Source organism: Azoarcus taiwanensis (assembly GCF_012910885.1).
Lineage (GTDB): Bacteria > Pseudomonadota > Gammaproteobacteria > Burkholderiales > Rhodocyclaceae > Azoarcus_F > Azoarcus_F taiwanensis.
Map to the genome: position 1 here is coordinate 20,870 of NZ_WTVM01000011.1, position 26,169 is coordinate 47,038.

Below are 26,169 nucleotides of genomic sequence, written 5' to 3' on the forward strand. Positions count from 1 at the left end.
CCGGCATCGAGCGGTCGCCACTGACATGTCGATGAACTCATTTCATGCGCGGGCGGGACGTCCGGCGCACAAACCGGCAAAAGCCGAGAAGGCCGCCGAGCGCCCGCACGGCATGCAACGGGCCGACGCCTTGCTGGTGGCAAAAGGCCTCGCACCTTCGCGGACCCGGGCACGCCAGCTCATTGATGACGGCAAGGTGCAAGCCGACGGCGAGCGCGTCACCAAGGCAGGGCATCTCCTCCCGGGCAGTACCATGTTTGTCGTCGAGGACGACGAGCAGAGTCGTTTCGTCTCGCGTGGGGCGCTCAAGCTAGAAGCCGCGCTCGATGCCAGCGAACTCGACGTGACCGGCATGACCTGCCTCGACGTCGGGCAAAGCACGGGCGGATTCTCCGACTGCCTGCTGCAACGCGGCGCAGCACGGGTGGTCGGCGTCGAGGTTGGGCACGGTCAACTCCACCCCAGACTGGCCGCCGACCCACGCTGCATCACTCTTGAGGGCATCAATGCTCGTCAACTGAGCGCGGACCTGCTTGCAGAGCATTTCCCCCCCGGGGGCTTCGATTTGATCGTCTGCGACGCGAGTTTCATTTCCCTGCGCCTGCTGATTCCGCGCTGGCCGGCACTGCTCGCCCACGGCGGCCAGATCCTCGCACTCGTCAAGCCACAGTTCGAGGTCGGCCCCGACAAGCTCGCCAAGGGCGGCGTGGTGCGAGACCCATCGCTTTTCGAATGGGTTGAAGACGTGACCCACAAGGCCGCACATGAGGCAGGGCTGGCGGTGCGCGGCTGGTTCGAATCCCCTCTCATCGGCGGCGGCGTCGGCAATATCGACGGCAACCGCGAATTTCTCATCTGGATGCAAAAAGCATGACCCGACCCGAACTCTCGATCGAATTCTTTCCGCCTCAGACACCCGAGGGTGCCGAGAAATTGCGCAGTGTGCGCGAGCAACTGGCGACGCTTGAGCCCACCTTCTTCTCGGTAACCTATGGTGCCGGAGGGTCCACCCGGGAGCGCACGTTTGCCACCGTCCGCGAGATCGCTTCCGCCGGACATGAGGCGGCGCCGCATCTGTCGTGCATTGGTTCGACACGCGACAATATCCGCGAGATTCTCGCAGAGTACGCAGAGGCGGGCATACGGCGAATCGTCGCGCTGCGAGGCGATTTGCCCTCTGGTGTCGGCGCCTCGGGGGAGTTCCGCTATGCCAACGAACTGGTGGAATTCATCCGCTCGGAGACCGGCGACCGGTTCATCATCGAGGTGGCCGCCTATCCGGAGTGGCATCCACAGGCGCGCACGCCGCACGACGACCTGCTTGCCTTCAAGCGCAAGGTCGACGCCGGGGCGAACTCCTCGATCACCCAGTACTTCTACAACATCGACGCCTACCGCCACTTCGTGGACGAGGTTCGCGGCCTCGGTCTGGAGATCCCGGTCGTGCCGGGGATCATGCCGATCAGCAGCTTCGCCAAGCTCGCCCGGTTCTCCGATGCCTGCGGCGCCGAGATCCCGCGCTGGATGCGTCGCAAATTCGAGAGCTTCGGCGATGACAGCGACTCGATACGCGCCTTCGGTCTCGACGTGGTCACCGAGCTGTGCGCACGCCTGATCGACGACGGCGTGCCCGGCTTGCACTTCTACAGCATGAACCAGGCGGGCCCTACGATGGAAATCTGCAAGCGCCTTGGGCTTCAACCCGGTGCGTGAGGTCGGTTGTTGCCGCACAAATGCGACATAGTGCACTCATGCGCACAATGCAATGAGTGCGAATTCCGTGAAAAGCAGGATAATTGTCGCAAAAAACTACAATCGTCGCATTTGACAAAATGGCTCCACACATCCCATCCGACGACGCACGCCGCCATCTCGATGAAGGTCGTCATGCCCTCCTCGAAATGCTCGAGCGTTTCGCACGTCAGCACGGCATGAGCGACCCCGACGGACTCGCCTTCATGCGCACGGCCGCGGAACAGGCTCACGACGTCCGGGCCGGGTTACGGGGTGCGCGCGGATTCGAGCAGGCGCGGGATCTCACCTCGTCTCGAATCACCTTGGTGGACGACGCGGAACTTGAATTCGGGCTCGAACTCGAGCGGTTTACTCGCGACGTCAAGGAAGCAACCGAAGCAGGTCTCGCTCATCTGCACCTGCGCTACCTGAGTTTACTCAGCGCCGACGCCGAAGCGTTCAACGAGACACCGGTGGGACCGGAAACAGTCTGCAGCGCCCTGAGCGCGCTCGTTGATTCACAGGTGCTTGCACCTGACGAACGCAGTCAATTGCTGGAGGCCTGGCGCCAGGATCTGATCTCGGAGTTGAAGGCCTTTTACACAGCGCTCGACAAACAGTTCGACGCAGCTGGCATCAGGCCGAAGGCGCTCAAGATCATCACGAAGCCTGGCACCGCACCAGTTACCACCACGCTCAACTCAAGCGCCAACAACAATCTGGACTCTCTTCGCAATGCCCTCGCCGGCCAGCAAGCAGGGCCGCAAGGCACACCGACTTCGGCCATGCCGCCAGGTGTCGACGCCGGCTGGGTTCTCGCGCAACTACGCGACTGGGTGTTGTCGCATGCGCGCGAGCAACGCGAGAATCCACTGGCGCTGCTGTCCAGCGATACGTTCAGATTGCTCGCCCCGGACACCGCTACCAGTGTCGAAATGATCGAACGTATCTTCGAGCGCCTCGCGGCGGATGCCTCGCTGCCCGAAGCGGTGCGCAGCATCCTGCAGCGTTTGCGCGTGCCGCTGATCGACCGCGCCCTCGAAGGCGAGGATCTGTTCTGCGGACCAGGTCAGTCGGTACAGAAGCTTATCGACGGCGTGGGTGCCATCGCGGATACCGTGCCAATGGACGCCGATGCCTCACACCCTGCGATCCGCACGCTGGAAGGCATCTTCGCGGAGCTGCTTGCGAGCGGATCGCTCCACCACGCCTCGCTTGTCCGCGCGGCCGGAGCGGTCGGCGCCTTTCTCGACCGCCGCAACGCGGCGGCACATTCGCGACTGGATGACGCCGAGCCGCTCGCGACCAAGGCCGAGCGGCGCGAAGCGGCACGACTTCTCGCATCGAGAGCGCTACACGTTCTGCTCGGCGACGTGAAGTCGTCCAATGCGATGGCGTTTCTGAGCCGCCATTGGATACATGTACTGGTCAATACACTGTATCGAAAAGGGGACAAACACCCGGATTGGCGGACCAACCTCGGCATTGCCAATGAAATCAGCCTGCTCGGCGACAAGCCCGCTGCGCAAGATCTGACAACGCGAGTCGAATCTGCGCTGCGCAGCGCCGGACTCGACGAAACTTCGGTGCAGTCGGCAATGGACTGCCTGACAAGCGCGCTTTCACCGTCAGAGTCCGCTGCATCGCCAATCGAAGCCGCGAAAGCCGAATTGTCGGTCTCAGTCGCGAGAGACAACGACGCATTGCTGATGGTGCATCATCGCGGTCTCGCCGATACGAGTACGCGCACCGACTCCGATACCATGCCGACCGTCGGCACTTGGGTGGATCTGAAGCTCCCCTCCGGCACGGCGATAACGGGTCGCGTGCAGTGGGTCGGCAGCTTGCGCAACGCCGGGCTGATCTGCGAACCGGACCAAGGGCGCTGCGCCATCGTCACTCGTCGTGCCATCGACACCCTTGAGAGCCAGCGCGACTATCGGATACGAGGCGGTACGACGCTGCTCGAACGCGCGACCAAGGCGGCGCTCGAGCAGCTCGGACGCTGAAGCGACTCAGCGCCTCGAAGAATCCAGTTCTATTCTGCCCCTCGTCTCTTGAAGGGCAAGTGGCACGTGCTTGTCACGCCTTGCCAATTCCGCCCATGACGACGCGCATCTGCACACGCGGCCGTGGCGGTGTGCGAAATGCGGACTAACGCTTGCCGCCGCCTCCAAGCAGGGACCCCAGGAGTCCCCGGGCAATCTGCCGCCCGATGGTGCTGCCGATCGTGCGCGTGACCGTTTTTGCCGCCACGGCGGCCACCGCGCGGTCCGGTCGACCCGAACAACATGGCCTGAACCGCGCCGCCGCTTCTGGCAGGTGCAGAAGCAGCCGCCTTTCTCGCTTCGGCTTCCGCTTTCGCCTGCTCCGCGGCCGCCTGCTGCTCGGCGGCACGCGCCGCTGCTGCCTCGGCTTGCGCTCGCAGCATTTCGTAGGCGGATTCGCGATCGATCTCCTGCTCGTAGTGACCGTAGATCAGTGACCCCTTGATCGCACTCGTGCGCTCCTGGTCATTCATGGGGCCCATGCGCGATCCGGGTGCAATGATGTTGGCGCGCTGGACGACTTCAGGCCGCCCCTTCTCGTCGAGGAAGGACACCAGCGCCTCGCCAACGCCCAGTTCGGTAATCACCTGGGCCGCGTTGAACTCGGGGTTGGCACGCATGGTATCTGCGGCACTGCGAACCGCACGCTGGTCGCGCGGCGTGAAAGCCCGCAATGCGTGCTGAACCCGGTTGCCGAGTTGCCCCAGAACGGACTCCGGCACGTCGAGCGGGCTCTGGGTGACGAAATAGACGCCGACACCCTTGGATCGGATCAGGCGGACCACACGTTCGATCTTGTCGACCAGCGCCTTCGGTGCATCCTTGAACAGCAGGTGCGCCTCATCGAAGAAGAACACCAGCTTGGGCTTCTCCGGGTCGCCGATCTCGGGCAGCTGCTCGAACAGCTCTGCCAGCATCCACAGCAGGAAGGTCGAGTACAGCTGTGGTGAGTTGTAGAGTCTTTCGGCCGCGAGCAGATTGATCACCCCACGCCCGCTCGAATCGGTCTGGATCAGGTCGGCGAGGTCAAGCTGAGGCTCGCCGAAGAACAGGTCGCCGCCCTGCTGCTCGAGCACCAGCAGTCCGCGCTGGATGGCACCGACGGATGCAGCCGAAACGTTGCCATATTCGGTCGTATAGCTGCGCGCGTTCTCGCCGACATGTTGCACCATCGCCCGCAGGTCCTTGAGATCGAGCAACAGCAACCCGTTGTCGTCGGCGATCTTGAACACCAGCTGCATTACGCCGGCTTGGGTATCGTTGAGGTTGAGCAGGCGGCCGAGCAACATCGGCCCCATGTCCGACACTGTGGCGCGCACCGGGTGACCGCGCTCGCCGAATACGTCCCAGAACACCACGGTGTTCGCCACCGGCTCGAATTCATTGACTCCGATCGCGGCGAGTCGCTGCATGAGGCGCTCGGACGCGGTGCCCTCCGCGCCGACACCCGACAGATCGCCCTTGACGTCCGCAACGAACACAGGCACGCCGATCGCGGCGAAGGATTCGGCCATCTTCTGCAAGGTCACGGTCTTGCCCGTGCCTGTCGCGCCCGTGATGAGGCCGTGACGGTTCGCCAGGCGGGGCAGCAAGTGGCATTCGCTGTCCGTGGTGCGGGCAATCAGCATCTGCTCGGTCATGTCGGCTCCAGCTCAAGCGGTATCAGGTTTGAACTTAGAGAGTCTAGCAAGCGCGGAGATGGATTTTCAGCGCGGAAACCTGAATTCACACTCGGCCACACATTCGCGATAGGCGGGCATGCACGGCTCGCATTCGCCGCCGCCACAAACACGGCGCTGGCAGGCGAACAAGGTGTCGCCACAACGCCGGGTGCAGGTATTCCAGTCATTCTGGCTCGCCGCCGGATGCAGCAATGAAGGTCGCGCCGCGCTTTCACGATAGCAGGCCTGCAGGTCGAAACCCCGCGGCGGTTCCGGAACCAGCATCCATTCGTCAAGCGAGAACGACAGTTGGTCTTGCACCGTCTCGATATCGCTCTGGCTCAGGTGACCAGCGCGAAGCAAGGTCGTCACTGCCCAGCAGTCCGCCCTGCGTGCATCTGCGAGCATGCGAGGAGCTTCCGGCGCCATGCCGAGGTTCAGGCGGGCGCACTCATATGCGAAAAGAAACATGCGCGTTTGCGCGCCCAAGCGGGGGAGAACTGCCGGGTTGTAACGAATCACCGCCCTGCCGTCTTCGAGTCTGCTATCGAAGGTGACATCAAGTGTCTCGTCGAGTATGGAGCGCACTTGTTGTCCGCGCGAATCCACGCACCCATCGAAGGTCATGACCCCTTGGGCTGAGGTTGCGCCCGCCTGCAACGCGAGGAACAGAACAAGAACGTGCAAGAGGCGATTCATGAGTACTCCCGGAGGTAGAAGAAAACAGTCAAACGTCATTGATACTACAAACCATCGTGGATGGATAGCTTTCCGTGATCAGGCCAATTGCATACACAAGCACGCTGGGCCCTGTCACGCTGCCAACCGGAGACGCGGCCCGCCTCGCAACTGTATAATCGTGACTTTATTCTCCAGGGCGAGAATCAGAGGACTCTTATGGCAGGTCATTCCAAGTGGGCCAACATCCAGCATCGCAAGGGACGGCAGGATGCCAAGCGCGGCAAAGTGTTCACGAAGCTGATCAAGGAGATCACGGTCGCCGCGCGCATGGGCGGTGGCGACCCCAACTTCAACCCGCGCCTGCGCCTTGCAGTCGATAACGCCAAGGGTGAAAACATGCCCGGCGAGAACATCGAGCGTGCGATCAAGCGCGGCACGGGCGAACTCGAAGGCGTCAACTACGAGGAAGCGCGCTACGAGGGCTACGGCATCGGCGGTGCCGCAGTCATGGTCGACTGCCTCACCGACAACAAGACCCGCACCGTCGCCGACGTGCGCCACGCGTTCTCGAAGCACGGTGGCAACATGGGCACCGATGGCTGCGTCGCTTTCCAGTTCTCCCACTGCGGCCAACTGATGTTCGCGCCCGGCGTCGATGAGGACGCGCTGATGGAGGCTGCACTCGAGGCAGGCGCCGAAGACGTCGTCACCAACGACGACGGCTCCATCGAGGTCATCACCGCTCCGAACGACTACTCCACGGTCAAGGAGGCGCTGGAGAAGGCTGGCTTCACCGCGGAATTCGGCGAGGTCACGATGAAACCGCAGAACGAAACCGAGCTCGCTGGTGACGATGCGGCAAAGATGCAGAAGCTGCTCGACGCCCTCGAAAACCTCGACGACGTGCAGCAGGTCTATACTTCGGCGGTGTTCGGGGACTGACTTAGGGCCTGTTCTCATCCGCCATGGCGGTCGCGCTCGCAGCAAATGGCTCGCAGATCAAGGCGCGCCGACGCAGCAAGACTGGCTGTCTTGCAAGGAGGCGCAACGCCGAGATGCGGGCCATTTGGTGCGAGCCCTTCGGGTGGGCCAGTCTGGCCGCGCCGGCGGCGTTGCGCTCGTGGTCAAGGGGGCGGCCATTGACTGCCTCGCGCGCCTTGCCGGCTCAGCCAGACTGACCCACGCGATCCGCCAGCGCGAATGAGAACAGGCCCTAACGAACCACCGGACTCACCCAAACCCCCGAACGGCGGCGCCGATAGATTGGCCCCGCCGTTTCGCTTTTCGATCACACCCATGCCACCAGAGATGCTCCAGCGGATCATGCCGCTTCTTTTCGTTCTACTGTGGAGCACCGGCTTTCTCGGCGCCAAATTCGGTCTGCCCTATGCCGAACCGCTAACCTTCCTGTCGACCCGCTATGTGCTGGTGATCGGCTTGATGGTGCTGATTGCGCTGGCCATGCGTGCACCCTGGCCGCGCGACTGGCGACAGGTCTTTCACATCGGGGTGACCGGTCTGCTGGTGCAGGCGACGTACCTCGGCGGGGTGTTCATGGCGATCCACCTTGGTCTGGCCGCAGGCGTGACCGCGCTCGTCGTCGGCTTGCAGCCGCTGCTCACTGCAGTCGGCGCCGGATGGTTGCTCGGCGAGCGGGTATCCCGCACCCAATGGCTCGGTCTGGCGCTTGGCTTCATCGGTGTGGCACTCGTCATCGCAGGCAAAAGCGCCGAGGAGGGAACCGACATGCCGCAGATCGGCACGATGCTGCTGCCGGCCCTCGTCGCGCTGATCGGCATCACCCTCGGCACCCTTTACCAGAAGCGTTACTGTCCGGGCTTCGATCTTCGCACAGGTTCGGTGATTCAGTTTGTACCGTCGCTGATCATCACCGCCGCGATCGCGAGCCAGACCGAGACGATGCACATCGACTGGAGTGGCGAATTCGTCTTCGCGCTCTTGTGGCTCGTCATCGTGCTGTCGCTCGGCGCGATCAGCCTGCTCAACCTGCTGATCCGCAGTGGTAGTGCGGTGAACGTGGCGAGCCTGTTCTACCTGACGCCACCCACCACCGCGCTGCTGGCCTGGTTCCTGTTCGGCGAGACGCTGACCGGCATCGCCTTCGTCGGCATGGCAGTCGCGGTCGCCGGCGTCTGGCTGGCACGAAAGTAACTGGCCTGCCAGCCTGTCGGACTTGAGACTGATCTGCTGCGCCAGTGGGAGAAGCGGTCCATATTCGCCCGTTTTCCCACCTCGCGAGCGACGATCGCTCAAGCCCGACAGACTGCTAGAATCCAGCCATGCGTGCCGCCAGCCAAATCGTCGCCAGTCGCATCCTCGGTCTCGACCCGGGGCTCCGGGCGACCGGCTTCGGGCTGGTCGACAAGCTCGGGCAACAGTTGCGTTATGTCGCCAGCGGTTGCATTCGCACCGAGGGCACCGAACTGCCGGGTCGTCTCAAGACCCTGCTCGAGGGCGTACGCGAAGTCATCGCGACCTACGAACCCGATCTCGTGGCGGTCGAGAAAGTTTTCGTCAATGTCAATCCGCAATCGACGCTGCTGCTCGGACAGGCTCGCGGCGCGGTGATCTGCGGCGCAGTGTCCTGCGACCTGCCGGTGCATGAATACACCGCGCTGCAGGTCAAGCAGGCGGTGGTCGGTTACGGCAAGGCCAACAAGGACCAAGTGCAGCACATGGTCCAGCGTTTGCTGGGTCTCGAAGTGAGTCCGAAAGGCGATGCCGCCGACGCACTGGCCTGCGCCATCTGTCATGCCAACGGCGGTGAGGGCGCACTTGCCACGCTCGGAAATCGCCGGCGCGCAGGCCGCATCCTTTGAGACCGTAGGGCATGAGCCGGCCGGGATTAATCCACCCGCGGGCTGTGGCACTATAGCGGCAACACGCCAGACGCGGCTGCTGCGAGTCATGCGCGCCCAGGCACAACCATGACCGCAGTCCGGGCCAGCCACTGACACCAATCCATGCCCCGAACCCGCCTGATCATACTCGCCCTGATTCTGTCCGCGCTGGCATTCGGCCTGCATACCAGTGCCGAAGCCACCGAGATCGCCGCCGGCGTGGCGATCTTCCTGATCGGCATGATGGCGCTGGAGAACGGGTTCAAGGTGTTCACTGGCGGCACCCTCGAGCGCCTGCTCCAGCGATCCACTGACAAGCTCTGGAAGAGCCTTTCCTTCGGCGTCGTGGCAACCACTGTCACGCAATCGAGCTCACTGGTGTCGGTGATCACGATCAGCTTTCTCAGTGCCGGCCTGCTCGGCCTGACACAGGGCGTCGGCATCATCTTCGGCGCCAACCTGGGCACCACCACCGGGGCCTGGCTGATCGCCGGCCTCGGGCTCAGGGTCAACGTCGCCGCCTATGCCATGCCGATGCTGATATTCGGCGTAGTGCTGAGCTTCACTTCGTCGAAAACCCTCAAGGGACTGGGCAACGTACTGACCGGCCTCGGCTTCCTGTTCCTCGGCATCCACTACATGAAGGAGGGCTTCGAGACCTTTGGCCAGAGCATAGACCTCGCCGAGTATGCAGTGCCGGGCCTCGCCGGCCTGATGTTGTTCACCGCAATAGGCGTCTTTGCGACGGTGGTGATGCAATCGTCCCACGCGACCCTGGTGCTCATCATCACCGCGCTGGCAGCCGGCCAGATCACTTATGAGAACGCGCTTGCCCTGTCGATCGGTGCCAACGTCGGCACCACCATCACCGCCATCATCGGCTCGATCAGCGCCAACATCGCCGGCCGACGCCTGGCGGCAGCGCACCTGATCTTCAACCTGACTACCGGCATTCTCGCGCTGGTGTTCATCCGGCAGTTCGTGGTCGCGGTCGAACTCGGCGCCGACTGGCTCGGCATTGCGCCGAACGACCACACGCTCAAGCTGGCGCTGTTCCATTCGCTCTTCAATCTCACCGGCATCGCATTGATGCTGCCGCTGATGAGCCGACTGGTCGTTTTTCTCGAGACGCATCTCAAGCCGGCACCGAGCACGGTCAGCAGCCCCAGGTTCATCAACGAAACCATGATGCAGATGCCCGACGCCGGCCTCGAGGCCGCGCGCAAGGAGATCGGCCACCTTTTCGCGAACGTATTCGACATCATGGCACTCGTACTGCACGCCGACCCGATCCGTCTGCGCAAGGGTGAGCAACTCGAACTGCTGGCAAATGCACCCGAGCGTGTGCGGGAAATCGATGTAGACGACTACTACCGGCGCCGCGTCAAACCCCTTCATGCCGACATACTGGATTTTCTCGCACGTCTGCCGACCGAGGACAAGCAGTCACGACAGGCTTTCGTGCTGCGCGCCGCAACCCAGCATCTCATCGAAGCGCTCAAGGATCTCAAGCACCTGCAGAAGAACATGGTGCGTTACCTGGTCTCGCCCAACCCCTATCTTCGCAAGGAATATGTCGCGATCCGCCAGCACCTCGCGCTCATTCTCCATCACCTGCACAGGCTTGCAACCGGCGAGGAGGAGAACCCGACGCTCGCCTTCGATGTACTCGCAGCCAGCATGCAAAGTCACGATATCGTCGGCAATGGCACGCTCGACAGGCTGATCAGGGAGAAACGGATCAGCCCTGAAGTGGCCAGCTCGCTGATGAACGATAATGGCTATGCTTACGATATTTCCCGCAACCTGCTCGCGCTGGCTCGCACCGCGTTCATGCCGCACGAGTATGTAGACAAGCAGCTCGAGAACGCGCTGCATCTCGACAAGCAGGAGCTCGAGGCGATTCTTGCCACGACCTCCCAAGCCGGCTCCACGGAAAACGAAGGGTCCAGGATATGAACTTCAAGCGGATGATAGACAAGCTCGGCCTGCTTCTCTCCGCAGACCGTCGCATGCAGGAAGAAAAGAAGAAGAAGCTCAAGGAACTGCTGAAGAAAATGAAAGCTGAGCAAAAGCGTTTGAAGATCGCGATCGCCCACTGCAACGATCCGGATGCTCGCGCCGACTTCGAACTGAAGCTGCAGATTCTCACCGAACAACGCAAGAAGGGCGTCAATCTGCGAAAGCGTCTGGCCGGAAAAGCTTAGGGCCTGTTCTCATTCGCCATGGCGAATGAGAACAGGCCCTAGCCTCGCCGCAACTGCTCAGCGCGACGGTTCATCCTTGGTCACCGCGTCAGCGGCAGACGAAAGTTCGCGCAGCAAATGTCCCGCCACCAACCCATTCACCAAGCCGAAGACCGTCGCCGCAAGGGCGAACACTGGCACCAGATAGAATACGCCGTCGTGCGGCACCAGCCACAGCCGGGCCAGCACAAGCTGTCCGCCGATATGGGCAAAGGCTGCGAGTATGCTCAGCGTAATCGGGCCGAACCATCGCCGCGGCAGATGCATGGCGAGACCCAGCGTGGCAAGGCTGGCGAGCGACCCGGCCAGCGCGAGAAAGAAACCCGGCGCAAAAAACTGCCCGAGCAGCAGACTGCCGGCAAACACCCGCAACAAGGCCACCCAGACCGCATCCCGCCACCCCCATTGCAGCAGTACGATGAGGATGACGATGTTGGCCAGCCCGGGTTTGACGCCGGGCAAGGGCAGCGGAATCGCTGCCTCTGCCACGGCAAGCACGATCGCCGCTGCCGCAAAGCGGGCGATGCGGGCGTCGTCCGCCGTCGGTCGAATCTCAATAGTTGAGGGAGTCATAAGTCGAGGCGCCGCCCGAAAGCATCAGGCTCACTTCGTTGGGTGCACAGATCGCGGCCGCCCCGGAACGCGTAAGCCAGCCCTGGCGCACGCAGTATTGTCGCGGGCCCGGATCGGACACGACACGAGCCCGGCCCGGCTCGACTTCGATCACGGTGATCCCCAGGGGGCCTGGAACTTCGATACGCTGCGATCGCGAAAGGCCTGTCTCGGCATACAACTGCCCGCCCGCACGGATCACCACTTTGTCGGGCGCACCGCCGCGCCACAGCGTCGCCGCCGAGGCGATGCAGACGAAAAGCGCCAAACCGATCACGAGCACATCACCTGGGCGGACGAGAGCAAACCACTGGGACGGCTTTCCGACAGGCATCAATCCGAGGCCCGCCTCACTGAGGAGCGGTGCCGGACCAGCACCCGCGCCTGGTCGCGGAAGCGTTCCCCGAGCAGCTCGGCGAGATAGACCGAGCGGTGTTGCCCGCCGGTACAACCGATCGCCACGGTAAGATAGCTCCGGCTGTCACGCGTGTAGCTGGGCAGCCAGTTCGCGACGAATTTGCCGATGTCGTCGGCCATGCGACCGACCTCGGGAATTCTGCGCAGGAAATCCGCCACCGGCGCATCCCGACCGGTCAGCGGGCGCAGCTTGGGGTCGTAGTGCGGATTGGGCAGACAACGTACATCGAACACGAGGTCGGCATCCAGCGGAATGCCGTACTTGAACCCGAAGGATTCGAACATCAGGGTGAGACCTTCGGCCGGCGCCAGCTCCAGAAAATCCTTGACCCAGACACGCAGTGCGTTCGGGTGTAGCTCGCTGGTATCGATCTGGTGGCCGAGCTGTGCGATGGCCTCGAGCGCGTCGCGCTCCCGCTGGATCGCCTCCTCAAGCGAGACGTCGTCGCTCGCCAGTGGGTGGCGACGCCTGGTTTCGGAGAAACGCGCAATCAGCGTGGCGTCGCGGCTGTTGAGAAAAATCATGCGCAGGTCGTCGACCATGCCGCGCAACTGCTCCAGCAACTGCGGCAAGGCGGAAAGACTCGCGCCCGAGCGCACATCCACGGCTACGCCAATCCGCTTGTACCCGCTGCCTCGCAAATGGCTGACCAATTGCGGCAGCAGGGTCGCGGGAAGATTGTCGACCACGTAGTAGCCGACATCCTCGAGCACATTGAGGGCAATGCTCTTGCCTGAACCGGACAGCCCGCTGATCAGTACTATTTGCATTGGCTTATCGATTGAACAACGCATATCTCGTGCGAGCATTATCACACGATCCCACTCGCACTTTTGGCAAAGACCTGCGGTGGGAGTTCATTCCCGCTCGACCTGCCTGACTTCGCGTCAGGGGTTGGCGGCGTCTGTCAATTCGGCAATTTCGGCCAGTACCGTCGTTGCGTAGCCACCAGGCGGTAGCTCAAAGGTCAGCACCAAGGTCCCGCCATCGAGCCACCGGCATGCAAGCCCGTGCACCGGCATGCGCAGCACGCGACGCTCATGCTTGAGGCCGGCCGCAATCAGGCCTTGCGCGAGTTCAGGGTCATCGTCAGCCACAGCCTGTTCCAGCGCTGCGACCACACCCCGGCTCTCCAGTGTGCCCGCTCCCCAGAGCGGACCGGTCGGATGCACGTCCTGCTCCTTCACCCGCTGTTCCAGAGCGGCATCCACGGTTTCAGCCAAAAAGTGGCTGCGGCTGCCGTTGAGGTTCATGAGATCGCCCGGCTGCGCATGACACCAGGTGCCGTCTTCCACCCGCCTGGCGAGCAGACGATTGAAGAGGGCCGACCGCGCCGCTGACAGATACAGGCCGCGCAGGTTTCGGTCACGCACACGCAGCCGTCCCTGAAACAACGCGCGCGCCTTGACCAGGTTGCCACCCTCTCGGCCGAAACGTTGCGGGCCGAAATAGTTGGGCACACCTTCGCTGCGGATGCGCTCGAGCCGCCTTTCCAGCGACGCCAGGTCACCCACGCAGTCGCGCAGGGTCAGACGGAAACGGTTGCCTTCGAGAAACCCTGTCTTGAGTTTGCGCCCGTGGCGGCCGCTTTGCAGCACGCGCATGCCCGATTCGAGCACTGCATTCCAGTCGGGGGCCTCGCGCCCGGGCATCTGCACGCTGAACCATTGTGTGGTCACCGCATGGCGATCCTTCAGACCTGCGTAGCCGACCGCACTGCTCGGCACCCCGGCCACACGGGCGAGACACGCCGCGACATGGTCGGTGTTGCAGCCGATCTTTTCCAGCCACAACCAGACATGTTCGCCCTGTCCATCCAGTTCAACCGCAGAAAGTTCATCAACGACAAAGTCCTCGGACGACTGGCGAATCCGCGCTCTGAATAACGGGGGGCTGGCGGGCATACCGACTGGATCGATCATAGTCTCCTCATTGGTCTGGCCGGCTGCGGCGGCACAAAGCCTGACTGCTACAGGGAATCGTCCTGCCGCGAGGCTGCAAACCTTCGTCACGCGGCAAGCAATCGGTCGCCTTCGCGCCGAGCCACTCCGGCACGCACCAGATCGCCTACCAGCCAGTCAGCCAGTTCGCTCGCGCTCAACCCCAGAAAGCGTGCGTTGGCTTCCCGATAAAGAGCTACCTCGCCGAGGTGTTGCGACAGAGCTTCGATATCCATTGCGCGACGATCCAGCAGGGTGAACGTAATGCAGGCTCGGATCGCGTTGCGAGCGATTCTCGCGCCATCGGCCTCGAAAGCGGCCAGACGCCCGAAGGCGCGCTCGAGCGCGTCATCGAATTCCACGAAGGGCGCGCCATGCCCCGGAATCACGACATCGACCGAAAGGCGGGCAATCGCCTCCAGCGTGCTGCGGGTCGCGCCGACGCCGTCACCGGTGCCGAGCACGTCGGCGAACAGAATGCCGAAACCGTCGCGCCACAATGCGTCACCCGAGATCAGAATACGCCGGTCAGGGTCGTGAAACATGACCGCATCCATGTCGTGTCCGGGTGCCTCGAGCACATGCCACTCGCCCCCACCCATCGCCAGACGTTCGCCGGCTTCGACGGTTGCATCCACCGGAAACCGCTCGCCCACCTGGTCGGCAATGCTGAGCAGAAGCGCATCCTCATCCCAGCGCTCGACCGCGCCTGCCATGCCGGCCGGCACGACAATGTCGCAGGCGAAGGCACGCCGCACCGCGGCGTTGCCACCGATGTGGTCGGAGTGGGAATGGGTATTGACGAGATGCGCGAGGCGGCGCCCCCCGAGCGCGGTGCGCAGCAGCGCCACCGTCTGCTCGGCGTGGCTCTGGTAGCCGCTGTCGATCAGCGTTGCCTCGGCACCGTCGAACAACAACACATTGTTCGACGACAGCCAGCCCCTCTCGATGACCTGAACGCCTTCAGGCAGTGTCACGCTCATTCTGTCCCTTCACCCACGTGTTCGGCGACGTTGGGCGGAAGTGGCGGCTGAGCCGGCTTTTGTTCGGGCTGCGGGGTCGCGACCGGCACGCCGTCGATCTCCTCGGGCGTACGACCGCAGCCCAGGCAGATGCCGGAATCCCAGTCGATCATGCACACGCCGACACAGAGGGCATCACTCATGCGCGCGCTCCTGGCGCCACGCCGGACGCAGGACGCTGGATCTGGGCGCGGCGCGCATCGACCGCTTCGAGCACCCAGAGCCGGGTCTCGTCATCGTAGGCGCTCCAGCCGGCGATCTCGTCGAGGGTGCGCAGGCAGCCTTCACAGTAGCCGGTATCCGCGTCAATGCGGCAAACGTTGATGCAGGGGGAAGAAACACTCATGGCTGTCGGGGTAAATCATCATGTAATTATCTGATTATTTTAACAGGCCATCGCAAAGTCCGGAGAACCGGCTGGTCTGCCAGGTCACGCTGTCGATGGCAGGCGCATCAGGTTGCATGGCTTGTTCGCGGCTGACACCGCTCCCACAAGAACACCAAGCACAGGAGCCCATGCAGGAGCGCTGTGAGGTGCGAACCCCCGTCTCACACCCCCAATCGCTTTATCCGGTACACGCCGCCTTCGCCCGTTTGGCGAGCAAGGCCCGCGCGACCTTGGAGGCCGGTTCCCGTCCGAGCTGGCTGCTGATCCAGGCCGCGGTGTCGACCAGTGCATTCAGATCGATACCGGTATCGACGCCAAGCGAATTCATCAACCACACCACGTCCTCAGTGGCGACGTTGCCCGAAGCGCCCGCGGCATACGGACAACCCCCGAGCCCGGCGACCGAGGCGTCGAACACGCTCACACCCGCCTGCAAGGAGGCATGGATGTTGGCGACTGCCATGCCGTACGTGTCGTGATAGTGCCCGGCAAGCTGATGCACCGGCACCCTGCGCTGGACCGCCTCGAGCATGCGCTGGATCGAAGCGGGATTGCCGCTGCCGATGGTGTCTCCCAACGACACCTCGTAGCACCCCATGTCGAGCAGCGTTCCGGCGACTTCGGCGACCGCCTCGGGCGCGACCGACCCCTCGTAAGGGCAGCCGGCCACGCATGAGACATAGCCGCGCACCCGCACGTCAGCCGCTGCAGCGGCTTCCAGCACGGGGCGGAAGCGTTCCAGAGATTCAGCGATCGAGCAGTTGATGTTCTTCTGGCTGAACGACTCTGACGCTGCGCCGAATACCGCAACTTCTCGCGCACCGGCGGCGAGTGCGGCCTCGAAACCCTTCATGTTGGGGGTCAGGACCGGGTAGTCGACACCAGGCGCGGCCTCGGCCAGCACCCGAGTGAGCACCTCGGTGTTGTCGCCCATTTGCGGCACCCACTTGGGCGACACGAAAGAGGTCGTCTCGATGGCCTTGAGTCCGGCGGCCTCGAGGCGACGGATCAGCGAAACCTTGGTATCGGCCGGGATGACCTGCTTCTCGTTCTGCAGACCATCGCGCGGCCCGACCTCGACGATTCTGACCTTGGCGGGTAACGTCATCGCGAATCTCCTCAGGCCGGTTGGACCGCTTCGGCCGCCTCGAATTCCACCAACTCGGCGCCATCGCCAACCTGATCGCCCACGCCGAAACGGAAGGCCTTGACCGTGCCGGCGGCCGGCGCGGTGATGGTGTGCTCCATCTTCATCGCCTCGAGAATCAGCAGCGGCGCCCCCTTCTCGACCTTGGCGCCCTCCGCGGCAACCAGCGCAATCACCTTGCCCGGCATCGGGGCGAGCAAACCGCCTTCGGCACCACCACCCTCGCCCGAGTGATACAGCGGATCGACATTCGCAAGTTGCCAGGCACGGCCATGCAGGAATACATGGCGCTTCTCGCCGGCGGCGATCACGGTCGCATCCATGCGGGTGCCATCGAGCTCGACGCGCAACAGGCCGCGCGGGTTGAGCTCCCCACGTGCCGCGACGCTGCGTTCATTCACCGCCAGCGTGTAGCCGTCGGCCCGGTAGCCGACGCGGACGGTGGTCTGCGCGTCGCCGCTGCGCAGGATAAGGTCACGCTGGGCGCGGGCATTGAGCCGCCAGCCGTCGCGCGAGTGCCAGGGCGAAAGAGGATCCTGGTCGCGACGCGCGGTGGTCCGCGCCCGCTCGGCTTCGCGCTCGAGCTCGGCCAGCGCGGCCACCAGCCAGACCTCGTCGGGCACCTTCTGCTCGCCGGGAAAGAGGTAGTCCTTCTCCCGCTCGATGAGCCCGGTATCCAGGTCCGCACCGGCGAAGGCCGGGCAGGCGGTCAGCCGCGAGAGAAAGGCGATGTTGTTGGATACACCCACGACGCGATACTCGGCCAGCGCCTGCAGCATACGTGCGAGCGCCCGGTCCCGATTGACGTCCCAGACGATGAGCTTGGCGATCATCGGGTCGTAGTGCGGGCTGATCTCATCGCCCTCCTCGACGCCGGTATCCACCCGCACATGCAGGCTCTCGGCCGGCGGCGCGAGGTGTAGCAGCCTGCCGGTGGATGGCAGGAAGCCCTTGTCCGGGTCTTCGGCGTAGATGCGCGCCTCGAGTGCGTGCCCGCGCAACTGCAGTTGTTCCTGGGCAAGCGGCAGGGGCTCGCCGGAGGCCACGCGAAGCTGCCACTCGACCAGATCCAGACCCGTGATCATCTCGGTGACCGGATGCTCGACCTGAAGCCGGGTGTTCATCTCCATGAAATAGAAACTGCCGTCCTGGTTGGCGATGAACTCCACGGTGCCGGCACCGACGTAGCCGACCGCCTTGGCCGCGGCGACCGCCGCCTGTCCCATCGCGGCACGACGCTCGGGGGTCATGCCGGGCGCGGGCGCCTCTTCCAATACTTTCTGGTGGCGACGCTGCACCGAGCAGTCCCGCTCGAACAGATAGACGACGTTGCCCTTGGTGTCACCGAAAACCTGGATCTCGATATGACGCGGCTTGACGATGTACTTCTCGACCAGCACGTGCTCGTCGCCGAAGCTCGAGGCCGCCTCGCGCTTGCACGAGGCAAGCATGTCGAGAAAGTCCGCGCTCTTTTCGACCAGGCGCATGCCCTTGCCACCACCGCCGGCCGCGGCCTTGATCAGCACCGGATAACCGATCGCATCGGCCTGCTGGTGCAGGTAGGCCGGATCCTGGTCATCTCCGTGATAGCCCGGCGTCAGCGGCACGCCCGCCGCGTCCATCAGTTTCTTGGCCTCGGACTTGGAGCCCATCGCGCGAATCGCGGCCACCGGCGGGCCGATGAAGACGATGCCCTCGCGCTCGCAAGCGTGGCAGAAAGCCTCGTTCTCGGACAGAAAGCCATAACCGGGGTGGATCGCCTGCGCACCGGTCTGTTTGGCCGCGGCGATGATCTTGTCGACCACCAGATAGCTTTCGCGCACAGCCGCCGGCCCGATCAGCACTGCCTCATCGGCCATGCGGACATGGCGCGCGTTGGCGTCGGCCTCGGAATACACCGCGACGGTCTTCACACCCATGCGGCGTGCAGTCTTGATGACGCGACAGGCGATTTCGCCGCGGTTTGCAATCAGGATTTTTTCAAACATGAGTTGCCTCCACGCTCAACTGCCCGGTCTTCGCGGCGAAATCGCCTGAGCATGCTGCGCATGCAAGGCAATGTGACTGCGTCGCTGCGCCGCTTCGCGGCTGGTCACCGCGGTTTGCAATCAGGATTTTTTCAAACATGAGTTGCCTCCAGCCTCAATACCCATGAGCCACTGCTCAGGGATGCGATCGGTTTTTCGCCCTCCCCTTGAAGGGGGAGGAACCCTGCTCACTGCGGCCCGGACTCCGGCACCCACGCCGCCGGACGCTTGGCGAGGAAGGCGTCCAGCCCTTCCCTGGCCTCCGGTGTGGCGCGCAGTTGCGAAATGCGACGTGCGGTGTCCTCGACCACGGAGTCGTCGATCGGGCGGTTTGCCACGTTGCGGATCAGGTCCTTGGCGGCCGCCTGCGACAACGGACCGCCCTGCAACAGGGCGTCGATGATTTCGGCGACCTTGGCGTCCAGTGCATCGGCGGCGACCACTTCGTGCGCGAGGCCGATTTCGACGGCCCTTTGCCCGCTGATGCGTTCCGCCGTCTGGAAGTAGCGATAGGCCTGGCGCTCGCCGATCGCTCGGATCACGTAGGGGCTGATCGCCGACGGGATGATGCCGAACTTGACCTCCGAGGTCGCGAACACTGCCTTCTCGCTGGCCACGCAGATGTCGCACGCGCTCGCAAGTCCCATGCCGCCACCAAGCGCTGCGCCATGGACCCGCGCGATGGTCGGTTTGCTCATCTCGGCCAGGGTGCGCAGCATGCCCGCAAGCCGCATCGCGTCAGCGAAGTTCTCACTCTCGCTCGCGGCACCTGCAGCCTTCATCCAGTTGAGGTCCGCGCCAGCGGAAAAGCTCTTGCCGCGGCCGGCCAGCACCACCGCGCGCACCGACACATCCTCGTCCAGCGCCTTGCAGGCGGCGGTCAGGTCGGCGATGACCCGTGCGTTGAAGGCATTATGAACATCCGGCCGATTCATCCAGACGGTGGCGACACCACCGACTCGCTCGATTTCGAGTGTCTCGTACATCGTCTCGCCCCCGTTTACATCCGGAACACACCGAACTTGGTCTCGGGAATCGGCGCGTTGAGCGCGGCCGACAGACTCAGGCCAAGTGTGCGCCGGCTCTGCGCCGGATCCAACACGCCATCGTCCCACAGCCGGGCGGTGGCGTAGTAAGGATGGCCCTGCACTTCGTACTGCTCGCGGATCGGGGCCTTGAAGGCTTCCTCTTCCTCGGGGCTCCAGGTGCCGCCCTTGGCCTCGATGCCGTCACGACGCACGGTGGAGAGCACGCTCGCGGCCTGTTCACCGCCCATTACCGAGATGCGCGAGTTCGGCCACATCCACAGGAAACGCGGACTGTAGGCGCGGCCGCACATGCCGTAGTTGCCGGCACCGAAGCTGCCGCCGATGATCATCGTGAGCTTGGGTACCTGGGCCGTGGCCACCGCAGTCACCATCTTCGCCCCGTCCTTGGCAATGCCGCCGTTCTCGTACTTGCGGCCGACCATGAAGCCGGTGATGTTCTGCAGGAAGAGCAGCGGGATGCCGCGCTGAGCGCACAGTTCGATGAAGTGAGCGCCCTTCTGCGCCGATTCGCCGAACAGGATGCCGTTGTTGGCGACGATACCCACCGGGTAACCATAGAGTTGGGCGAAACCGGTCACCAGCGTGGTGCCATAGCGCGCCTTGAATTCGTCGAAGCGCGAGCCGTCGACGATGCGCGCGATGATCTCGCGCACATCGTATGGTTTGCGCGAATCCGCCGGAATGATCCCGTAGATTTCCTCCGGGTCATAAAGTGGATCGTCACCGATACCAAGCTCCAGCGACATCGTCTTCTTGCGGTTCAGGTTGCCTACGATCCGCCTCGCAAGATAGAGCGCGTGATTGTCATTCTCGGCCAGGTGATCGGCGACACCGGACAGGCGGGTATGTACGTCACCGCCGCCCAGATCCTCTGCGCTGACGACCTCTCCGGTCGCGGCCTTGACCAGTGGAGGACCGCCGAGGAAGATCGTGCCCTGATTGCGGACGATGATCGCTTCGTCAGACATCGCCGGCACATAAGCACCACCCGCCGTGCACGATCCCATCACGACAGCAATCTGCGGAATGCCGCGTGCCGACATGTTCGCCTGATTGAAGAAGATTCGGCCGAAATGATCACGGTCTGGAAACACTTCATCCTGGGTGGGGAGATTGGCCCCGCCCGAGTCGACGAGGTAGATGCACGGCAGATTGTTCATCTGCGCGATCTCCTGCGCGCGCAAATGCTTCTTGACCGTCATCGGGAAGTAACTGCCGCCCTTGACGGTCGCGTCGTTGGCAACGATCATGCACTCGACGCCCTTGACCCGACCGATGCCGGTGATCACGCCGGCACTCGGGGCTTCGTCGCCATACATGCCCAGCGCAGCGAGCTGGCCCACTTCGAGAAACGGCGTGCCCGGGTCGAGCAGGTGGCCCACCCGGTCGCGCGGCAGCAGCTTTCCACGTGCCACATGCTTGGCACGAGCCGCCTCGCCGCCACCGAGACTGACCCGTTCTACCTGCTCGCGCAAATCCGCCACCACTCCGCGCAAGGCCTCGGCATTGGCCTGAAACTCGGCACTGCGCGTATTGATGCTGCTCTTTATCGTACTCATGTCTCCCCGTCCTGTGCTGGTTCGAACCAAGGCTGAAGCCTAGCCCCGATCACTGTTTCGCGCGTGCCAACAAGGTTGCAAATCCTGCCACACGAACGCACTATTCATCTGCATGCATACCCTTCTTCCAACGCCTGCCGATCTCACCCGCGGCCTTGCTGCGACTCCGATCGCCTTCATCCGGGCGATCGTGCTCGGGTACCGAGCGCGGGGAATGGATCCGGCCAGCGTGCTGAGGCAAGCGCAGATTCCACCACACCAGCTTGAGGACCCCGCCAGCCGCGTCACCGCTGCGCAAATGGAAACCCTCTCGGCGCTAGCCATGCAGGAACTGGACGACGAGGCCCTGGGCTGGTTCTCACGCCGCCTGCCCTGGGGCAGCTACGGAATGCTCGCCCGCGCCTCGCTGACGTCGCCGACGCTCGAAATCGCCATCAAACGCTGGTGCCGCCACCACCACCTGCTCACGGACGATCTTACTCTCGACTTCAGCCACACCCGCAATACCGCGACCCTTCGCATCGCCGAAACGCGGGATTTTGGAGAGATGCGGGAGTTCTGCCTGGTCTCGATGCTGCGCAACCTGCTTGGCTACGCCTGCTGGCTGATCGACTCGCGCATCGCGCTTACGGAAACCAGGCTGCCCTTCCCAGCCCCTGCGCACGCCGACGCCTACCCCTATCTCTTCTCCGGACCGCTGCACTTCGACGCCGAAGCCGCCGGCTTCAGCTTCGACGCCCGCTACCTCGCCCTGCCGTTGCGCCGTGACGAGACCGCCCTGCGCACCATGCTGCAGCGCGCCCTGCCGCTCACGGTCCACCAGTACCGACGCGACCGCCTGCTGATCCACAGCGTCAGCCAGATCCTGTCGGCTACGTCCGCTCGCGCCCACACTGCCGAAGACGTCGCCGCCCAGTTGAACATCTCGGCACGTACCCTGCACCGGCAGTTGAAGGAAGAAGGGGTATCGCTGCAGAAGCTGAAGAACGAAGTCCGCCGCGAGCAGGCGATCAGGCTGCTGTTGCAGACCCGAAAGCCATTGAAGCAGATTGCCGCAGCGGTCGGGTTCGACAGCGAGAAGAGTTTTTCCCGGGCTTTCCGGGAATGGACCGGTACCGCACCGAGTCGCTACCGGGAACGGTGAGCGCGGTGCGGAATGGAGCGTTGCAGACCGCACTGCCGGGGCAGCGCAATTCTCTGCTGCGCCAGGAGCAGCGTGACCAAGGCGCCGTGCGCGCGCAAGCTACTTGCCCCGCCCTAGCGCAGCATGCACGAGGACGACCGCAGCGTCGCAGGGTGCTGCGCCCCGCAGGTCGATGTTGCCTGCCGGCATCACGATAGTCTCCCAGCCCCCAGCCCGTACGAAGACCACAGTCCAACGGCCGGCAAGACGGCTGACCAGGTCGGGGGCGGACCTTCGCCCCATTCGGTTTGCCTTACGGCCCGTCGACGGGTATCCTCGTCAGCGGCGTCATCCAGGTCGTGTAGTTGTTGTGTCGGATTAGTACCCGCGGTAGTGCGGTGGCATTCCCCATTTTCACCTCGCCTTCTTGATCTCGCCCCAACCAGGGGCTATCCCCTTTTATTCTTCAGGAGTTTCAAGATATGGCAGTAAAGTGGTTCAACGATGCCAAGGGCTTTGGTTTCATTACCCCGGACGACGGAGGCGATGACCTCTTCGCCCACTTCTCGGCGATTCAGTCCCAAGGCTTCAAGAGCCTCGCCGAAGGTCAGCGCGTAACGTTCGACGTCACGAACGGCCCCAAGGGCAAGCAAGCAAGCAACATCCAGATCGCCTGATTCCAGCGGTCTGTCGGTCTCAAGCCCGACAGACCGCCAAGGCGTCTCGCCAGGTGGCGGCGTTGTGCTGCCGCCTGTGCCACTCTTGCCGGCACTGCAGCCGGAATCGGCGATCGCGATCAACCGCCAAGAGACCAAGCAAATCCGGACCAACATCGAGCCAGCCGGTATTTCTCACGCGGGCCAGTAGCCTGTGAGGCTTGAGCGATCGTCGCGAGCCGAGCGGCAAAGCGAGGCCGGATATGACCTTTTCGCGGCGCATAGCGGCTCTATGCAACAAAAAGGCGGGCGAATCTGCACCGTTTCTCTGACTGGCGCAGCTGATCAGCCCCACATTTGACAGGCTGTTGGAGCCCGGCGGTTCTGCGCCGACTCGACATCGCAGCGTTCCGGCAAACCCGGCAACGAGCATCGAATATGGCTCGACCATCGCCGGCGACATCACCGCCCACAGCCCGGCAGGTTTGCACTCGCGGGCGGTGTCTCACCGCAACAAGGAGTCCATCATGACCAGCGCCATCCAGCGAACCGAACTCAAGACGCACTACTACACCCCTGTGCATTGTCCCTTTTGCGGCACCCGGGTGATGGGCGCCGACCCCTCCGACGAAACACGCATTACCGCTTGCTCGCACACCTTGTTCATCGCCCACGACATGGCTTTCGAATACCGCTCCGAACGCTTCAACAAGAGCCTCAATCTCAACGGCCTGAGCGACCGCGAGGTCGAAGAACGCTTTCTTCGCGAGGACGGCGGGATCGACGCCTTCACCGATCAGGTCAGGCTGGCAGACGCGATCAAGGTCGCCGCTTACGCGCCGGCTCCGTCGGCCTACGGTTCCTACTACGGCTTTGCCCCGAACGAATGAACCACGTCACGCTGCCCTCTGGCCCTGGATCCCTCTCCGAGTGCTTGTTGTCTGCACTCTCGGCACGTCGCGCGCTGATTGAACGCAGCGCTGCCGAGCGCACAACCGCGTATCGCCTTTTCCATGGCAGCGCGGAGGGATGTGGCGGGCTGACCATCGATCGTTACGGCGACGTACTGCTGATTCAGACCTTCCATCGCACACTCGAGGACGACGAACTGGCAGAAATCGTGGCCTTCTACGCGGCCGCACAGCCGGGGCTGCTGCCAATCTATAACGACCGCAGCAGCGCCAATTCGCGCGTCACAAATACGCTCCCGGCGGAGACCATGCAGTTGGCCGAGCAGCCCCGCATGGTCAGCGAGTGCGGGATCAACTACCGATTTCGAGCCCGCCATGCCGGGCAGGACCCTTGGCTGTTCCTGGATCTTCGGGCGGCGCGCAAGCGCGTCATGCAGGACGCCAAAGACAAGAGCGTACTCAATCTCTTCGCCTACACCTGCGGCGTCGGCATTGCTGCCGCGGTAGCCGGCGCACGCGAAGTGATCAATATCGATTTTTCCGAATCAGCCCTGGCGGTCGGCAAGGAAAATGCCGGCTTGAACCGGATTCCGATTTCCGTGCGCTTTATCAGGAGCGACTTCTTTCCCGCAGCACGGCAGTACGCGGGGCTGGGCCAGAGTCAGATCGTTCGTCGAAAGAAGCTGCCCGACTTTCCGAAACTCGTCGCGCAGAAGTTCGACGTCGTTTTTCTCGACCCTCCCCGGCATGCCAAAAGCGCCTTCGGCGTAGTCGATCTGGTGAACGACTACGCCGCAGTGTTCAAGCCTGCATTGCTGGCGACTTCGGAAGGCGGGACGCTTTACTGTTGCAACAACGTCGGGCAGGTCGACCGGCTGGCCTGGCTCGACCAGTTGGAACGTAGTGCGCGCAAGGCCGGACGCCCGATCCGTGAGGCGGAGTGGATTGAGCCCGAGGAGGACTTCCCAAGCTACGACGGCAACCCGCCGCTCAAGGTCCTGCGCCTGTCCGTCTAGTGCAGTGATGGGACAAGACTAGTCCTGACCCAGGACCTTGCCCCGCATCGCATTCACTGATCCGCGCCTTGTCTTGCTGTCCAGTCGCCGGGTAACCGAGGCGCGAGTCGGTCGGGTGGCTCGGCGAGCCTTGGGCGGGACGGCAACCCGGTTGATGAGTTCCTCGAGGCGACGAATCGCCTCGGCGCGGTTTTTCTCCAGACTGCGAAACTTTTGCGCCTTGATGATCACGATGCCGTCCTTGCTGATGCGGTGGTCACCAAGCTTCATCAGCCGCTGACGCACTTCCTCGGGCAGACTGGAGGCCGCAATCTCGAAGCGCAGATGCACCGCATTCGACACCTTGTTGACGTTCTGTCCGCCAGCGCCCTGCGCACGGATCGCGCTGATCTCGATTTCGTCGGCGGAGACGGTGAGCCAGGGATGCATGATGCTGGGCTCCGCAAGCGTCAGGGCTCGTTGGCGGCCAGCCGGCCGGCCTGGCGCGCACCTTCTTTCCGGCGCGACGCCGGGGCGCCCTCCTCGTCGGTATCCACAGTTTCGAGATACAGGGCCTCGACCTGCTCGCGCGCCCAGGGCGTGCGTCGGAGAAACTTGAGACTCGACGAGATGCTGGGCTCGTACGTAAAGCAGCGAATACGGACCCTTCGCCCAAGCTCTGCCCAACCGAGCCGCGTTACAAGATCGTTGAGAATCCGCTCCAGAGTCAGACCGTGTAGCGGATTGTTGGGCTGGGGCGTCGACATCGTGTTCTCGTGGGTTCGGACCGCGGGTTGTGCAGAGGGACGCCGCTCAAATCAATGAGCCGGCCCCACCTATTGATCGCACATCATAGTCGAACAGGGGGCGGATTCACTCCCCAGTCAGGATGCGCTCGACGCTCGCGATCTTGTCATCCATGGACTGATCCCGGTCGACCCGGGTGCCAAGACGAATGGAGGTGGTAATGCGGGGCGCACCCAGGTCGTGCACCACCTCATGGCAACGTTTGACCGCGGCCATGACCTCGTCCCATTCGCCTTCGATGTTGGTGCCGTAGGCGTGCAGTTGCGATTTCAGCCCGGCTTCGG

General features: G+C 63.4%; 27 protein-coding genes and 1 pseudogene. 12 read left to right on the top strand and 16 right to left on the bottom strand.

Annotation, left to right across the window (positions count from 1 at the left end):
• The first annotated feature begins 31 nt into the window (after positions 1–31).
• From GPA21_RS03130 to GPA21_RS03140, 3 genes are all read left to right on the top strand, one after another.
• Positions 32–874: a TlyA family RNA methyltransferase gene (locus GPA21_RS03130; RefSeq protein WP_246261722.1), complete on the top strand. Its 843-nt coding sequence runs from the start codon at positions 32–34 to the stop codon at positions 872–874.
• Entirely contained in the window at positions 871–1,713 is an 843-nt protein-coding gene (gene metF, locus GPA21_RS03135) for a methylenetetrahydrofolate reductase [NAD(P)H] (RefSeq protein WP_168986757.1), read from the top strand. Before GPA21_RS03130 ends, metF begins: the two co-directional genes overlap by 4 nt.
• Before the next feature lie 119 nt (positions 1,714–1,832).
• A complete protein-coding gene (locus GPA21_RS03140) occupies positions 1,833–3,743 on the top strand; it encodes a DUF1631 family protein (RefSeq protein WP_168986758.1) in 1,911 nt (636 codons plus the stop codon).
• 145 nt (positions 3,744–3,888) lie between these two features.
• Here GPA21_RS03140 and GPA21_RS03145 read toward each other — a convergent pair.
• A pseudogene (locus tag GPA21_RS03145) lies at positions 3,889–5,422 on the bottom strand (helicase HerA-like domain-containing protein).
• Between the two features lie 66 nt (positions 5,423–5,488).
• Positions 5,489–6,142 (bottom strand): hypothetical protein, encoded by a 654-nt coding sequence (locus GPA21_RS03150; RefSeq protein WP_168986759.1) that lies wholly within the window; start codon positions 6,140–6,142, stop codon positions 5,489–5,491.
• Between the two features lie 198 nt (positions 6,143–6,340).
• On the opposite strand from GPA21_RS03150, the gene GPA21_RS03155 reads away from it, so the two are divergent.
• The 5 genes from GPA21_RS03155 (at position 6,341) to GPA21_RS03175 (ending at position 11,192) form a co-directional block, all read left to right on the top strand.
• Positions 6,341–7,066: a YebC/PmpR family DNA-binding transcriptional regulator gene (locus GPA21_RS03155; protein WP_168986760.1), complete on the top strand. Its 726-nt coding sequence runs from the start codon at positions 6,341–6,343 to the stop codon at positions 7,064–7,066.
• A gap of 354 nt (positions 7,067–7,420) precedes the next feature.
• Positions 7,421–8,296, top strand: a complete 876-nt coding sequence (locus GPA21_RS03160; RefSeq protein WP_168986761.1) for a DMT family transporter — start codon at positions 7,421–7,423, stop codon at positions 8,294–8,296.
• Positions 8,297–8,424: 128 nt separating this feature from the next.
• Entirely contained in the window at positions 8,425–8,964 is a 540-nt protein-coding gene (gene ruvC / locus GPA21_RS03165; protein ID WP_168986762.1) for a crossover junction endodeoxyribonuclease RuvC, read from the top strand.
• 144 nt (positions 8,965–9,108) lie between these two features.
• Positions 9,109–10,944 carry a Na/Pi cotransporter family protein gene (locus GPA21_RS03170; RefSeq protein WP_168986763.1) on the top strand — a complete coding sequence of 612 codons (1,836 nt, stop codon included), beginning with the start codon at positions 9,109–9,111 and terminating at the stop codon, positions 10,942–10,944.
• On the top strand, positions 10,941–11,192 hold the full coding sequence (locus GPA21_RS03175; RefSeq protein ID WP_168986764.1) for a hypothetical protein: 252 nt from the start codon (positions 10,941–10,943) through the stop codon (positions 11,190–11,192). Before GPA21_RS03170 ends, GPA21_RS03175 begins: the two co-directional genes overlap by 4 nt.
• Positions 11,193–11,249: 57 nt before the next feature.
• Here GPA21_RS03175 and GPA21_RS03180 read toward each other — a convergent pair whose 3' ends face one another.
• The 11 genes from GPA21_RS03180 to GPA21_RS03230 form a co-directional block, all read right to left on the bottom strand.
• Entirely contained in the window at positions 11,250–11,804 is a 555-nt protein-coding gene (locus GPA21_RS03180; RefSeq protein WP_168986765.1) for a Gx transporter family protein, read from the bottom strand.
• Entirely contained in the window at positions 11,785–12,177 is a 393-nt protein-coding gene (locus GPA21_RS03185) for a NusG domain II-containing protein (protein ID WP_168986766.1), read from the bottom strand. The genes GPA21_RS03180 and GPA21_RS03185 overlap by 20 nt, the downstream gene beginning before the upstream one ends.
• A complete protein-coding gene (gene rapZ / locus GPA21_RS03190) occupies positions 12,177–13,031 on the bottom strand; it encodes an RNase adapter RapZ (RefSeq protein WP_168986767.1) in 855 nt (284 codons plus the stop codon). The genes GPA21_RS03185 and rapZ overlap by 1 nt, the downstream gene beginning before the upstream one ends.
• 117 nt (positions 13,032–13,148) lie before the next feature.
• A complete protein-coding gene (truD, locus tag GPA21_RS03195; RefSeq protein WP_168986768.1) occupies positions 13,149–14,183 on the bottom strand; it encodes a tRNA pseudouridine(13) synthase TruD in 1,035 nt (344 codons plus the stop codon).
• Positions 14,184–14,269: 86 nt separating this feature from the next.
• Positions 14,270–15,184, bottom strand: coding sequence for an MBL fold metallo-hydrolase (locus GPA21_RS03200; protein WP_168986769.1), 915 nt, complete (start codon positions 15,182–15,184; stop codon positions 14,270–14,272).
• A complete protein-coding gene (locus tag GPA21_RS03205; protein WP_168986770.1) occupies positions 15,181–15,366 on the bottom strand; it encodes a DUF1289 domain-containing protein in 186 nt (61 codons plus the stop codon). The genes GPA21_RS03200 and GPA21_RS03205 overlap by 4 nt, the downstream gene beginning before the upstream one ends.
• Complete coding sequence (locus tag GPA21_RS03210) at positions 15,363–15,569, bottom strand: DUF1289 domain-containing protein (protein WP_168986771.1); 207 nt, start codon at positions 15,567–15,569, stop codon at positions 15,363–15,365. The genes GPA21_RS03205 and GPA21_RS03210 overlap by 4 nt, the downstream gene beginning before the upstream one ends.
• Before the next feature lie 220 nt (positions 15,570–15,789).
• Complete coding sequence (locus tag GPA21_RS03215) at positions 15,790–16,719, bottom strand: hydroxymethylglutaryl-CoA lyase (protein WP_168986772.1); 930 nt, start codon at positions 16,717–16,719, stop codon at positions 15,790–15,792.
• Positions 16,720–16,730: 11 nt separating this feature from the next.
• Positions 16,731–18,746, bottom strand: a complete 2,016-nt coding sequence (locus GPA21_RS03220) for an acetyl/propionyl/methylcrotonyl-CoA carboxylase subunit alpha (protein WP_168986773.1) — start codon at positions 18,744–18,746, stop codon at positions 16,731–16,733.
• 227 nt (positions 18,747–18,973) lie between these two features.
• Positions 18,974–19,771, bottom strand: coding sequence for an enoyl-CoA hydratase/isomerase family protein (locus tag GPA21_RS03225; protein WP_168986774.1), 798 nt, complete (start codon positions 19,769–19,771; stop codon positions 18,974–18,976).
• Between the two features lie 14 nt (positions 19,772–19,785).
• Positions 19,786–21,393 carry a carboxyl transferase domain-containing protein gene (locus GPA21_RS03230; protein ID WP_168986775.1) on the bottom strand — a complete coding sequence of 536 codons (1,608 nt, stop codon included), beginning with the start codon at positions 21,391–21,393 and terminating at the stop codon, positions 19,786–19,788.
• A 112-nt stretch (positions 21,394–21,505) separates the two neighbouring features.
• Between GPA21_RS03230 and GPA21_RS03235 the strand changes: the two genes are divergently transcribed.
• The 4 genes from GPA21_RS03235 (at position 21,506) to GPA21_RS03250 (ending at position 25,099) form a co-directional block, all read left to right on the top strand.
• A complete protein-coding gene (locus GPA21_RS03235) occupies positions 21,506–22,537 on the top strand; it encodes an AraC family transcriptional regulator (RefSeq protein WP_168986776.1) in 1,032 nt (343 codons plus the stop codon).
• Between the two features lie 461 nt (positions 22,538–22,998).
• Positions 22,999–23,193, top strand: a complete 195-nt coding sequence (locus tag GPA21_RS03240) for a cold-shock protein (protein WP_168986777.1) — start codon at positions 22,999–23,001, stop codon at positions 23,191–23,193.
• Between the two features lie 506 nt (positions 23,194–23,699).
• Positions 23,700–24,062 (top strand): hypothetical protein, encoded by a 363-nt coding sequence (locus GPA21_RS03245; RefSeq protein WP_168986778.1) that lies wholly within the window; start codon positions 23,700–23,702, stop codon positions 24,060–24,062.
• Between the two features lie 47 nt (positions 24,063–24,109).
• Positions 24,110–25,099 (top strand): class I SAM-dependent rRNA methyltransferase, encoded by a 990-nt coding sequence (locus GPA21_RS03250; RefSeq protein WP_246261724.1) that lies wholly within the window; start codon positions 24,110–24,112, stop codon positions 25,097–25,099.
• 18 nt (positions 25,100–25,117) lie between these two features.
• Here GPA21_RS03250 and arfB read toward each other — a convergent pair whose 3' ends face one another.
• The 3 genes from arfB to GPA21_RS03265 all read right to left on the bottom strand — a co-directional run.
• A complete protein-coding gene (gene arfB / locus GPA21_RS03255; protein ID WP_168986780.1) occupies positions 25,118–25,528 on the bottom strand; it encodes an alternative ribosome rescue aminoacyl-tRNA hydrolase ArfB in 411 nt (136 codons plus the stop codon).
• Positions 25,529–25,548: 20 nt separating this feature from the next.
• The gene (locus GPA21_RS03260) at positions 25,549–25,845 is read right to left on the bottom strand and encodes a VF530 family protein (protein ID WP_168986781.1); all 297 of its coding nucleotides are present in this window, start codon (positions 25,843–25,845) and stop codon (positions 25,549–25,551) included.
• Positions 25,846–25,951: 106 nt separating this feature from the next.
• Positions 25,952–26,169: MTH1187 family thiamine-binding protein (locus tag GPA21_RS03265; protein WP_168986782.1), on the bottom strand; the 218-nt coding region annotated here is incomplete at its 5' end.

Coding starts and splice junctions, on each gene's coding strand:
- GPA21_RS03130 (WP_246261722.1), top strand. CDS start 32: ATGAACTCATTTCATGCGCGGGCGGGACGTCCGGCGCACAAACCGGCA.
- metF (WP_168986757.1), top strand. CDS start 871: ATGACCCGACCCGAACTCTCGATCGAATTCTTTCCGCCTCAGACACCC.
- GPA21_RS03140 (WP_168986758.1), top strand. CDS start 1,833: ATGGCTCCACACATCCCATCCGACGACGCACGCCGCCATCTCGATGAA.
- GPA21_RS03150 (WP_168986759.1), bottom strand. CDS start 6,142: ATGAATCGCCTCTTGCACGTTCTTGTTCTGTTCCTCGCGTTGCAGGCG.
- GPA21_RS03155 (WP_168986760.1), top strand. CDS start 6,341: ATGGCAGGTCATTCCAAGTGGGCCAACATCCAGCATCGCAAGGGACGG.
- GPA21_RS03160 (WP_168986761.1), top strand. CDS start 7,421: ATGCCACCAGAGATGCTCCAGCGGATCATGCCGCTTCTTTTCGTTCTA.
- ruvC (WP_168986762.1), top strand. CDS start 8,425: ATGCGTGCCGCCAGCCAAATCGTCGCCAGTCGCATCCTCGGTCTCGAC.
- GPA21_RS03170 (WP_168986763.1), top strand. CDS start 9,109: ATGCCCCGAACCCGCCTGATCATACTCGCCCTGATTCTGTCCGCGCTG.
- GPA21_RS03175 (WP_168986764.1), top strand. CDS start 10,941: ATGAACTTCAAGCGGATGATAGACAAGCTCGGCCTGCTTCTCTCCGCA.
- GPA21_RS03180 (WP_168986765.1), bottom strand. CDS start 11,804: ATGACTCCCTCAACTATTGAGATTCGACCGACGGCGGACGACGCCCGC.
- GPA21_RS03185 (WP_168986766.1), bottom strand. CDS start 12,177: ATGCCTGTCGGAAAGCCGTCCCAGTGGTTTGCTCTCGTCCGCCCAGGT.
- rapZ (WP_168986767.1), bottom strand. CDS start 13,031: ATGCAAATAGTACTGATCAGCGGGCTGTCCGGTTCAGGCAAGAGCATT.
- truD (WP_168986768.1), bottom strand. CDS start 14,183: ATGATCGATCCAGTCGGTATGCCCGCCAGCCCCCCGTTATTCAGAGCG.
- GPA21_RS03200 (WP_168986769.1), bottom strand. CDS start 15,184: ATGAGCGTGACACTGCCTGAAGGCGTTCAGGTCATCGAGAGGGGCTGG.
- GPA21_RS03205 (WP_168986770.1), bottom strand. CDS start 15,366: ATGAGTGATGCCCTCTGTGTCGGCGTGTGCATGATCGACTGGGATTCC.
- GPA21_RS03210 (WP_168986771.1), bottom strand. CDS start 15,569: ATGAGTGTTTCTTCCCCCTGCATCAACGTTTGCCGCATTGACGCGGAT.
- GPA21_RS03215 (WP_168986772.1), bottom strand. CDS start 16,719: ATGACGTTACCCGCCAAGGTCAGAATCGTCGAGGTCGGGCCGCGCGAT.
- GPA21_RS03220 (WP_168986773.1), bottom strand. CDS start 18,746: ATGTTTGAAAAAATCCTGATTGCAAACCGCGGCGAAATCGCCTGTCGC.
- GPA21_RS03225 (WP_168986774.1), bottom strand. CDS start 19,771: ATGTACGAGACACTCGAAATCGAGCGAGTCGGTGGTGTCGCCACCGTC.
- GPA21_RS03230 (WP_168986775.1), bottom strand. CDS start 21,393: ATGAGTACGATAAAGAGCAGCATCAATACGCGCAGTGCCGAGTTTCAG.
- GPA21_RS03235 (WP_168986776.1), top strand. CDS start 21,506: ATGCATACCCTTCTTCCAACGCCTGCCGATCTCACCCGCGGCCTTGCT.
- GPA21_RS03240 (WP_168986777.1), top strand. CDS start 22,999: ATGGCAGTAAAGTGGTTCAACGATGCCAAGGGCTTTGGTTTCATTACC.
- GPA21_RS03245 (WP_168986778.1), top strand. CDS start 23,700: ATGACCAGCGCCATCCAGCGAACCGAACTCAAGACGCACTACTACACC.
- arfB (WP_168986780.1), bottom strand. CDS start 25,528: ATGCATCCCTGGCTCACCGTCTCCGCCGACGAAATCGAGATCAGCGCG.
- GPA21_RS03260 (WP_168986781.1), bottom strand. CDS start 25,845: ATGTCGACGCCCCAGCCCAACAATCCGCTACACGGTCTGACTCTGGAG.